This window comes from Streptomyces sp. NPDC029041, from assembly GCF_040637515.1.
In the GTDB taxonomy this organism is placed as follows: domain Bacteria; phylum Actinomycetota; class Actinomycetes; order Streptomycetales; family Streptomycetaceae; genus Streptomyces.
On the sequence record NZ_JBEZWO010000025.1, the window covers coordinates 65,273 to 74,594 of the forward strand.

Sequence of the window (9,322 nt, forward strand, 5' to 3'; positions counted from 1 at the left end):
CCCGCGGGCGGCGAGGCGGTGAAGCGAGTGTTTCTCTAGCGGACGTCCGGCACGGGGGCGAACGCGACATCGCCCATGCTCGCCTCGACGAACAGGCGGTTCCAGGTGCCGCCGCCCTTCTCCGGAGCGATGATCTCGTCGAGGTAGATCGCCCGGGTCGCGTCGTCCATGCGCATGTGCATGTCGATCAGGTCGTAGTAGGAGTCCTCGGACTTCATGTGGATCAGCCAGTGCACCCGGTCGGCCGGCCCGAACGCCTCCTCGTACAGGAAGGACGAGGCGATCCCCGGCATCCTCGTGTTGATCGACTCGGTGATGCGGCGGGCGAAGAGCCGTGCCTCGGCACGGAAGGCGTACTTCGGCTGGGCGACCCGGTGGATCATCAGGCCGGCGTTCGACGAGTTCAGCGTCTGCTCCGGGCTCATCGAGGTCTGCCGCTGGGCGGGCGGAACCCGCAGGTCGGGGGCGGCGGCGTCGATGACCGTGCCCTCCGGCAGCGCCTCGTCGGTGCCGTACATGCCCCAGTGCTGCGGGATCAGAGCCGTCTCCGCGAACGAGCCGTCGACGAACATGCCCTGCCAGTCGGTGTCCGCGGCCGGGCCCTCGTCGCCGTCGAGCAGCCGGGCCACCTCACGGTGGCCGCTGAGCTTCGGCAGGTGCACCAGCCAGTGCAGCCGGTCCCGTACGCCGAACGCCTCCTCGTGCACGGTGACCGTGGTCCGCCCCGCGAACTTGTCGTTCAGGTACGCGGCCTGCTCGAGGGCGATCCGCCGGCCCTCCGTGCGGTACGCCTGCTTGAGCTGGGCGGTGCGCTGCACGACCACACCGGAGTTGGTCGAATGGAAGGTCAGGGTGGTCATGCGTGGCTCCAGGGGTTCGGTGGATCGGTACGGTGCCGGGGGACGGCGGGCGGTCAGCGGCGGGCGAGGACGGCGGCGGCCCCCGTCATGAGGTGCTCGGCGATCAGGTCGACGTGACGGTGCCGCCAGTCCTCCAGGCCGGTGCCGCGCACCGCGTGGTTGAAGGCGCCGATCGCCGGGCCGCACTGGATCTGGTAGTTGACCTTCTGCGCCGGGTCGCCCTCCAGGGCCCAGCGCACCGAACGGGCGAAGTACCAGCGGAACACCAGAGCCATCCGGTGCTTGGGCAGCCGCTCCGCCTTCTCGATCTCGGCGTCCCGGCCCCGCCCGAGGTGGTACGCGCGGGTCTCCTCCCACACCTCGGCGAACGGCCGCTTGAAGTAGGTCTCCTCGACCGAGCGCCGGGTGGCCGGGTCGATCGCCTCCCAGCTGTCGTGGGAGCGGTAGAGCTGGTACAGCTTGTTGCCGCGGGCCGCGAACAGCGTTCCCTTGCGGACCACCTGGACCCGGGCGCCGATCTCGAACATGTCGCCCGCGGGCGCGTACGCCGTGTCCTGCACATCGAGTCCGGCCAGGATGTCCTTGACGGCGTCGGAGGTGCCCGCCTCGGGCGAGCACTGGTTGACGCTGCCGGTCAGGACGAAATCGGCACCGAGGACGAACGCGGCGGCGACCGCCTCCGGGGCGCCGATGCCGCCGGCCGCGCCGACCCGGATCCTCCGGTCGTAGCCGTGCCGGGCCATCGCCGCGTCACGGTGGCGGAGCATCGCGGGCAGCAGCGTCAGGGCCGCGCCGCCGTCGGTGTGGCCCCCGGAGTCGGCCTCGACACAGATGTCCTGGCCGACCGGCAGTTCGGCGGCGATCTCGGCCTCCTGCCGCGTCAGCCGCCCGGCGGCGGTGAGCTGCCGCAGGATCGCCTCGGGGGCGGGGCCCATGAAGGCGGTGGCGACCTCCGGCCGCGACACCTTGGCCAGCACGCGGCGCACCGCGACCGGCCGGCCCGCGGCGTCCCGGTGGGCACCGGAGAAGCGGAACTGCACGACGGCCGGGGTCAGCTGGGTGAACCCGGCGGCCTCCACGTCGTGCACGCCGTGGCGCAGGCACAGGTCGACGACGGCGTGCTCGTACGCCGGGTCGTCGATCGAGTGCAGCAGGTTCACGCCGTACCGGCCGTGGGGACCGAGCGCGTCCTTGATGCGTACCAGCGCGCTCTCCACCTTGTCGAGCGTGAGCCCGCCGGCTCCGAAGAACCCCATGAGCCCGGCCCGCCCCATCCGGATGACCAGATCCGCCGAGGCGATCCCGCGGAACATGGCCCCGGCGAGGTAGGCGTAGCGGATCCCGTACTCACGCCGGAACTCGTCACTGCCCAACTCCTCGGCCCGCCGCGCGGGCGGCGCGCCGTCGGCCCCCGGGCGGGCGGTGGCGGGCGAGGAGGGTGCGATCGTCGCCGGGGATGCAGTCGCCGGGGGTGCGTCTGTCGCCGGGGCGGCGGCCCGCGCCCTGGGCGCGGTGAGGGGCACGGTCGCCACCGGGGCCGACGCTGCGAGGGGCGCTCCGGCCGTGACCAGGGCCTTCGGCGCCCGAGCCGCAGCCGCCGCGAAAGGCCGGGGCGCCGTGGCCGACCCCACCTCCACGGCCACGGGCTTCGCCGAGGGTGACGGTGCGCGTTTCCACAGACCCGTCAGGACCTGGCCGGGGCCGACCTCCTCCACCTCGCGGATGCCGTGCTCCCTGAGATACGCCATGGTCTGCGTCCAGCGCACCGGGCTCTCGATCTGGCGGGACAGCAGATCGGCGACCTGCCCCGGAGCGTACGGCCGTGCCGTCACACTCGACACGACGGTGCGGTGCGGATCGGTGAAGGTGAAGCCGGTGAGGAAACGCGCGAACTCCTGAGCGGCGGGGCGCATATGGCGGGAGTGGAACGCCGCGCTGACCCGTACGGGCACGCACCGCACCCCGGGGCGGGCAGCCAACGCCGAGGACACCATGCGCAGTTCGTCCAGCGGACCGGACAGCACCGTCTGCACGGCGGTGTTGTAGTTCGCCACGTCGACCTGCCGGGCGCCGGTCCCGGCGAGCAGCTCCGGTACATCCGCGTTGTCGACGCCGAGCACCGCCAGCATCCCGCCGCCCCGGGCCTGCCCCATCAGGGCTCCCCGCTCGCGCACCAGGCGCACCCCGGTGGCGAAGTCGAAACACCCCGCCGCGAACAGCGCGCCGTACTCGCCCAGGCTGTGTCCGGCCAGCAGCCGGGGCTCGGGCACCGGGTCCCGGGCCAGATACGTCAACGCGCTGACCACGAACAGCGCGGGCTGCGCGTACTCGGTGCGGTCCAGCCGGCCGTCGCCCGAGGAGCGGCACAGTTCCTCGACCGAGTAGCCGAGGATGTCGTCCGCCTGCCGCGTCAGATCGGGGAAGCGGGCGAACAACCCGGCGCCCATGCCTCCCCGCTGCGATCCCTGTCCCGGGAAAACCAGTGCCACCATCGCCTCGTCCCTCCTGGCTCGGCCCGGGTCAGGGCCGCGGCCTCTCCCAGGGGAGCCGCCGCGTTGTCGTGTAGTCGGTGATGCGGCGCCGGGCGACGGGCGAGCCGATCAGCCGGGTGAACTCGCGCAGGGCGAACGCATCGGTCTCCTCAGTGGTGAACCACATGGCCCTGAAGTACCGCTTGAGTTCACCGATCGTCGCCGGGTCGAGCCGGGTGAGCCGGATCAGCAGGCGGCGTACCGCGGCGTCCGGGTCGGGCACGACCTCGTCCACCAGACGGAAGTCCGCGGCACGTCGCGCGGACACCGGCTGCGTGCTCAGGGCCATCGCGTACGCGGGCTGGTAGCCGGTGCGCCGCACCAGAACCGGCAGCACACAGCAGGGCACCAGGCCCCACAGCGCCTCCGGGAGACTGAACTCGCTGCGCTCGGTGGCGATCACCAGGTCCGCGGCGGCCGCGAGGCCCACCCCGCCCCCGGCGACCCGGCCGTCGACGCAGGCGACGACCGCCAGCGGGGTCTCCCCGAAGCGCCGCATCAGCGTGACGAACGCCTCCCCGCCCTGGCCGGCCTCCGAGGCGTCGTCCGCGAGGTCGCTCGCGGCCTCCCCGAAGTCGAGGCCCGTGCAGAAGGTGCCGCCGGAGCCTTCGATGAGCAGGACCCGGCAGTCGGGGTCGGCCTCGGCCTGGTCCAGGGCCGCCGACAGCGCGGCGAGGGCCCCGCCGCTCAGGCTGTTGAGGCCGTCGGGGCTGCTGAGCGTGGCGCGCAGGACGTGCGGCTCGGCGGTGAGCCGCACGCCGTGCTGAGTGGGGTCGATGACCGTCACGGCTGCGTCCGCTCGCTCAGAAGGAGAGCGGCGCGCCGGGGTGCAGCGGTGTGAGCACGGTGTCCTGGATGCTGGGGGACACGAACGTCTGCTCCCAGCCGCCACCGCCCTTGTGCGCGGGCACGAACTGACGCCCGAACAGCGCCTGGTAGTCGGCGTCGTGACGGCTCAGCTCGTTCAGCTTGCGGTAGGTGTCGAAGCTGTCGAGGTGGATCATCCAGTGGATCCGGTCCTGCTGGCCGAAGGTCTCCTCGTAGAGGTAGACCGTCAGTTCGCCGCCGAGCGCCCGGTTGACCTCGGTCGCCCATGCGAAGGCGAAGTCGCGGGCCTCGGTGCGGAAGCGGAACGCGGTCTGCGCCGTACGGATGATCGTCAGGCCGCTGTCCACGGAGCTGCGCATCAGGCTGTCGGACAGCCCGGTCTGGTGGCGGGCCGGCGGCACGAACGTGTCCGACGGCTCGTCGTCGTGGTGGTGGTCGTCGTGGTCGTCGTGGTGATCGTCCAGGCCGTGCTGGGGGACGTACACCCGCTCCTGGAAGGAGCCCTCGACGAACATGCGCTCCCAGTTGCCGGCGCCCTCGGCGGCGGCGATCCGGTCGGCCTCGGTGATCTCCTTGAAGCGGCGGTCGTGGTCGGCTATCTCGAGGAAGCGGCTGTAGTCGTTGGGCTGCTTCATGTGGATCAGCCAGTGGAGCCGGTCGGCGGTGCCGAGGATCTCCTCGTGCACCACGATCGTGGCGACGCCCTCCACCACCTTGTTCAGGTGGCCCACCAGGTCCGTGGCGAACTGCCGGCCCTCGGTGCGGAAGGCGTGATTGAGCTGGCCCGCACGGTGGATGATGAAGCCCGCGTTCCCCGAGTGCAGCAGGTCGGAGCCGGAGCCGAGAGGCCCGCTCTGCGCGGGAAGAAACGCGCCCTGGGCCGGGCTCGCCGCGTCGGTCATCGCTCAGTCTCCTTCGTCGCACTGATGAAGGGGCCTACGAGCCCCTGTAGTCCGACGCTAGGCAGCCTCACCCGGCGGCGCCGCTCACAATTGAGCGCGCTCCCCCCACGGTCGCGAGGAAACCCTCCAGGAGGCGGGCGACCTCGCGGGGCCGGTCGTACATCGAGTAGTGCGTGGCGCCGGCGAGCCGCTCGTGCCGGGCGTCGGGGAACCGGCCGGTGGCCAGGGCGAGCCGCTCGGGCGAGGCGATGCGGTCGAACTCGGCGCTCACGCACAGCACCGGCACGCGCACGTCGGCGGCGTGAGCCAGCGCGTCGTACGACCAGTAGTCCAGGAGCTGGCGGGCGTAGGCGACCAGGACGGCGTCGGCCGAGAACGGGCGCAGCAGCTCCTCGTCGAGCGCCCGGGCGGGCAGCGCCAGGACCTCGTCGGCATAGCGGTGCGCATCCAGGTCCTCCGCGATGTCCGCCGGCCGGCCGGTGAACAGGCCGCGCAGCCGGGCCGCGAGGGCGGGCCGGCCGGCCACGGAGCGGCACAGCTCCTCGAGATTGCGCTCGTAGGGGGTGTCCGGGTCTCGCCCGGCCGGATCGCCGGTGTGCCGCAGCGAGCCGTGCAGGAACACCATCGAGCGTACTGCGGCGGGCCGGCGGCGATGGAACTCCAGGGCCGTCTTCGGGCCGCTGCACCAGCACACCAGATGGCACTCCCGCGCGCCCTCGGCGGCGAGCACCGCCGCCAGGTCGTCGGCCTGATCGCGCACGCGCATCGGCCGGGTGCCCGCCGCGGTGCCGCGCGGCGCCCAGGTCAGTACCCGGCGCGTGGGCGCGAGAGCCGACATCAGCGGATGCCACAGGGCCGTTCCCATGCCGAGGGCGTTCACCAGGACGATCGGCGGCTCGCCCTCTTCGCGCTGCCCGGCCGCCTCGTACGGCAGTACGCCGCCGAGCACCCCGACGCGCAGCGGCGTCGCGGCGCCGAGCCGCGCCACGTCCCGCTCGGCGGCCAGGTGCCGCTCGTGCTGGGCGCGGACGACGGCGGCCGGGTCGTCGGCCTGCGGCGCCCCGGCGCCGGTGCCGTCGGGCGCGGCGCCGGCGTGCCGGGCGCGGGCGGTCACGAGCCGGTCCACGGAGGTGCAGTCCGCGGGGTCGGTGACCACGTCGACCGTCAGGTCATAGGCGTCGCCGAGCAGTCGGGCCAGTCGGTCGTGGTCGTCGTCGTAGCGGCCGAGCAGTTCGGCGGGCAGCCGCAGCGGCCGGTGCTCGAAGTAGTCGGGGCGCCGGGCCCGTACCTCGGCGGCCGTGTCGTGCACGGCGTCCAGAAGGGGCCGCAGCCGGCCGGCGCCGTCGTGCGCCGTGCGCACGTCCCTCTCGTCGTCCGTCATGGCGAGCGCTGCTCCTTCACGCGTACGTGCCGGGGCCCGCGGCCGGGGCGGCGCCGGAGCGCGCCACGACCGCGGGCCGGGATCGGTGGCCGCGACCGGTCAGGAGGCCACCCACAGCGGCCGGACCTCGAGGGTCTCGGGGGTCGGCCACGTCTTGGCGATCTCCACGGCGGCCTCACGGTCCGCGGCCTCGACGATGATGTATCCGCCCAGCGTCTCGTCGCCGCCCGCGAAGGGGCCCTCGACCGCCTTCCGGGCGCCGTCGGCATCCCGGCGGACCGTCACCGGGGCGATGGACTCGGTCTCGAACGCCTCACCGCCCACCAGGGCACCGGCCTGGGCCTGCTGCCCCATCCAGCCCTCGATCTGCTTGCGGAACGAGGCGCGGTCCTCCTGGATCTGCCGCCGGGACTCGGCGTTCTCGATGATGACGATCGCGAACTTCATTCGGTTCTCCCTGTCGCAATGTGCGAAAACTAAACTGGAATGCGAGATTCCAGAATACTGGGGAATACTCGTATGGCCCCCGATGTGTGTCAAGTCGAGTGAACAGCCCAACTCGACTGTGGCGCAGGGTAATTGGTACGCATGGCCGAATCGCTGACGTCGCCGGGACCGCCTTTGTCGTCCCTGTGCCGAACCGCTCGAATTTCATGCTCCCTTTGTGCAGGCAGTGCGTTCTTTCGTTTCGCCGCCGGGCGCGGTGCGCCTGCTCCGACGGTAAACGTGAGCAGGCGCATATTTCGCGTCGCCCGCTTGAGAAACACTCGAGAACCGGTGGAGAACCGAGCGCGCTCAGGACAGATCGAGCACCTCGCCGCTCACCGCGTCCAGCACCCGCAGCGCCTCCATGGGGCAGGACTCCACCGCGTCCAGCACGTCCTCCTCCGCCGGGAACGGGCCGGCCGGCGGCACCGAACGTCCGTCGACCACCTGGAAGCGGTGCGGTGCGACACCGGCGCAGATGCCCGTGCCCATGCACGCCCCGTGGTCGGCTTCGACGCGCCACATGGTCTCTTGTCCCTCTGTCATGCCGGCTCCCCTCACCAAGCGATCGGCAGGCGCAACGGGCCGCGGAACAGTCCACCGGTCTTCCATTCGACCTGGTCGGCCGGCACAGCGAGTCGCAACTGCGGAAAGCGCTCCAGGACCGCGCCGATCGCCACCCGCAGCTCCATCCGGGCGAGCTGGGCGCCGAGGCAGTAGTGCGCCCCGTGCCCGAACGCCAGATGGGGGTTCTTCTCCCGCGTGACGTCGAGCCGGTCCGGGTCGGTGAAGATCCGCGGATCGCGGTTGGCGTTCACCGCGGCGGCCACCACGCCCTCGCCCGCGCGCACCGTGCCACCGCTCAGCTCGACGTCCTCCGTCGCGATACGGGCGTTGCCGACGCCGTTGCCCAGCGGCACGAAGCGCAGCAGCTCCTCCACCGCGCGAGGCAGCAACTCCGGCTCCTTCCGCAGCAGGGACAGCTGGTCCTCGTGGGTCAGCAACACATAGAGCATGTTCGCCAGTTGATGGGCGGACGTCTCGTGTCCGGCGACGAGCAGCGTCACCCCGAACGTGATCAGCTCGTCCTCGGAGAGACGGTCGTCGTTGTCGCGGGCGGCCACCAGGACACTCAGGAGGTCGTCGTGCCGCGCCGTCCGGCGCGCCGCCACCAGGTCCGCGAGATAGGCGCGGATCGCGGCGTCGGCCGCCATCGCCTCCTCTTTGCTGTACGCCGTGGTCGACATGATCACTTCGGACCAGTGCTGGAACGTGCTCCGGTCCTCGTACGGCACGCCGAGCAGCCGGCAGATCACGGCGATGGTGAACGGCTCGGCCAGGTCCCGCACCACGTCGGCGGGCGGTCCCGAGCGTTCCACGTCGTCGAGGAGCCCTGCGAACAACTCCTCGAGCCAGGACTGCATCGCGCCCATCCGCCGCGCGGTGAACGCCTTGGACAGCAGCCGGCGCAGCCGTGTGTGCTCCGGCGGGTCGAGGCTGAGGATGGTGTCGCCGCGGCGGGCCAGCGGAGTCGTCCGCGGAGTGTCCTCACCGATCTGCGTCCGGCTGAACCGGGGATCGGAGTTGGCGGTGCGCACGTCGTCGTACCGCGTCACCATCCACCCCTCGCCGCCGTACGGGAGGCGTACCCGGGCGAGCGGTTCGTTCTCTCTCAACTCCTCGAATTTCGGGTGGAGTTCGAGTCCGTGCACCTCCCCCTCGAAGGGGTAGGTGTGCACCCGCCTGGTAGCCGACATGAGTCCCACTCCTTCGCCGCGCATCGGGGCACCTCCGATGAGGGCCTCCTCGCACGGGGAGCGTGACCCCTCGCCGGGCGGGGCGCCGCTCACTCTTGAACACCGGGCCCACATCGGGCCCGGGCGGCGCGGGAGGCCCGCCGGTGCCCTCGGGGGATGGTGGGGGCGCCGGCGGGCGGTGCGCGCTCCCCGAGGGCTCATGGCCGACGCGGGGGAGGTCACGACCCGAATCTCCCGCCCCGTGCTCGATGGATGCTCGCGGCGTGGTGGAGAGCAGGCGCGCCCGGAGCCACCGTCCTCCGGCACGAGCGCCTCTCCACCGGTGGTGCGTAGCCTCCGGGGAGATGTACGACCCTGCACCGCAACGCCCGTCCGCCGACGTGTCTGCCTGCACTCGCGGACCAGCACTGACAGGAGCCGACACGCGTATGTCCGTGGAAACCACCGCCCCGGGTGTGACGGGGACGGGTGACAAAGAGGTCCGTCGTCTGGACCGGGTGATCATCAGGTTCGCGGGGGACTCGGGTGACGGTATGCAGCTCACCGGTGACCGTTTCACCTCGGAGACGGCGTCGTT

General features: G+C 72.1%; 8 protein-coding genes. All 8 read right to left on the reverse strand.

Going from position 1 to position 9,322, the window contains the following annotated elements; genetic code table 11:
• Positions 1–35: 35 nt before the first annotated feature.
• The 8 genes from AB0F04_RS37085 to AB0F04_RS37120 all read right to left on the reverse strand — a co-directional run bounded on the left by AB0F04_RS37085 (position 36) and on the right by AB0F04_RS37120 (position 8,745).
• The gene (locus tag AB0F04_RS37085) at positions 36–860 is read right to left on the reverse strand and encodes a DUF6039 family protein (RefSeq protein ID WP_362050620.1); all 825 of its coding nucleotides are present in this window, start codon (positions 858–860) and stop codon (positions 36–38) included.
• 53 nt (positions 861–913) lie between these two features.
• The gene (gene fabD / locus AB0F04_RS37090) at positions 914–3,352 is read right to left on the reverse strand and encodes an ACP S-malonyltransferase (protein WP_362050623.1); all 2,439 of its coding nucleotides are present in this window, start codon (positions 3,350–3,352) and stop codon (positions 914–916) included.
• 28 nt (positions 3,353–3,380) lie between these two features.
• Complete coding sequence (locus tag AB0F04_RS37095; protein WP_362050626.1) at positions 3,381–4,178, reverse strand: enoyl-CoA hydratase-related protein; 798 nt, start codon at positions 4,176–4,178, stop codon at positions 3,381–3,383.
• A 16-nt stretch (positions 4,179–4,194) separates the two neighbouring features.
• The gene (locus tag AB0F04_RS37100) at positions 4,195–5,121 is read right to left on the reverse strand and encodes a DUF6039 family protein (RefSeq protein ID WP_362050629.1); all 927 of its coding nucleotides are present in this window, start codon (positions 5,119–5,121) and stop codon (positions 4,195–4,197) included.
• A gap of 67 nt (positions 5,122–5,188) precedes the next feature.
• The gene (locus AB0F04_RS37105; protein ID WP_362050632.1) at positions 5,189–6,502 is read right to left on the reverse strand and encodes an alpha/beta hydrolase; all 1,314 of its coding nucleotides are present in this window, start codon (positions 6,500–6,502) and stop codon (positions 5,189–5,191) included.
• Between the two features lie 99 nt (positions 6,503–6,601).
• Positions 6,602–6,949 (reverse strand): YciI family protein, encoded by a 348-nt coding sequence (locus tag AB0F04_RS37110; protein ID WP_362050635.1) that lies wholly within the window; start codon positions 6,947–6,949, stop codon positions 6,602–6,604.
• A gap of 348 nt (positions 6,950–7,297) precedes the next feature.
• Positions 7,298–7,534 carry a ferredoxin gene (locus AB0F04_RS37115; protein ID WP_362050638.1) on the reverse strand — a complete coding sequence of 79 codons (237 nt, stop codon included), beginning with the start codon at positions 7,532–7,534 and terminating at the stop codon, positions 7,298–7,300.
• 11 nt (positions 7,535–7,545) lie between these two features.
• On the reverse strand, positions 7,546–8,745 hold the full coding sequence (locus AB0F04_RS37120) for a cytochrome P450 (RefSeq protein WP_362050641.1): 1,200 nt from the start codon (positions 8,743–8,745) through the stop codon (positions 7,546–7,548).
• Positions 8,746–9,322: the final 577 nt, after the last annotated feature.

Coding starts and splice junctions, on each gene's coding strand:
- AB0F04_RS37120 (WP_362050641.1), bottom strand. CDS start 8,745: ATGTCGGCTACCAGGCGGGTGCACACCTACCCCTTCGAGGGGGAGGTG.
- AB0F04_RS37105 (WP_362050632.1), bottom strand. CDS start 6,502: ATGACGGACGACGAGAGGGACGTGCGCACGGCGCACGACGGCGCCGGC.
- AB0F04_RS37085 (WP_362050620.1), bottom strand. CDS start 860: ATGACCACCCTGACCTTCCATTCGACCAACTCCGGTGTGGTCGTGCAG.
- fabD (WP_362050623.1), bottom strand. CDS start 3,352: ATGGTGGCACTGGTTTTCCCGGGACAGGGATCGCAGCGGGGAGGCATG.
- AB0F04_RS37110 (WP_362050635.1), bottom strand. CDS start 6,949: ATGAAGTTCGCGATCGTCATCATCGAGAACGCCGAGTCCCGGCGGCAG.
- AB0F04_RS37115 (WP_362050638.1), bottom strand. CDS start 7,534: ATGACAGAGGGACAAGAGACCATGTGGCGCGTCGAAGCCGACCACGGG.
- AB0F04_RS37100 (WP_362050629.1), bottom strand. CDS start 5,121: ATGACCGACGCGGCGAGCCCGGCCCAGGGCGCGTTTCTTCCCGCGCAG.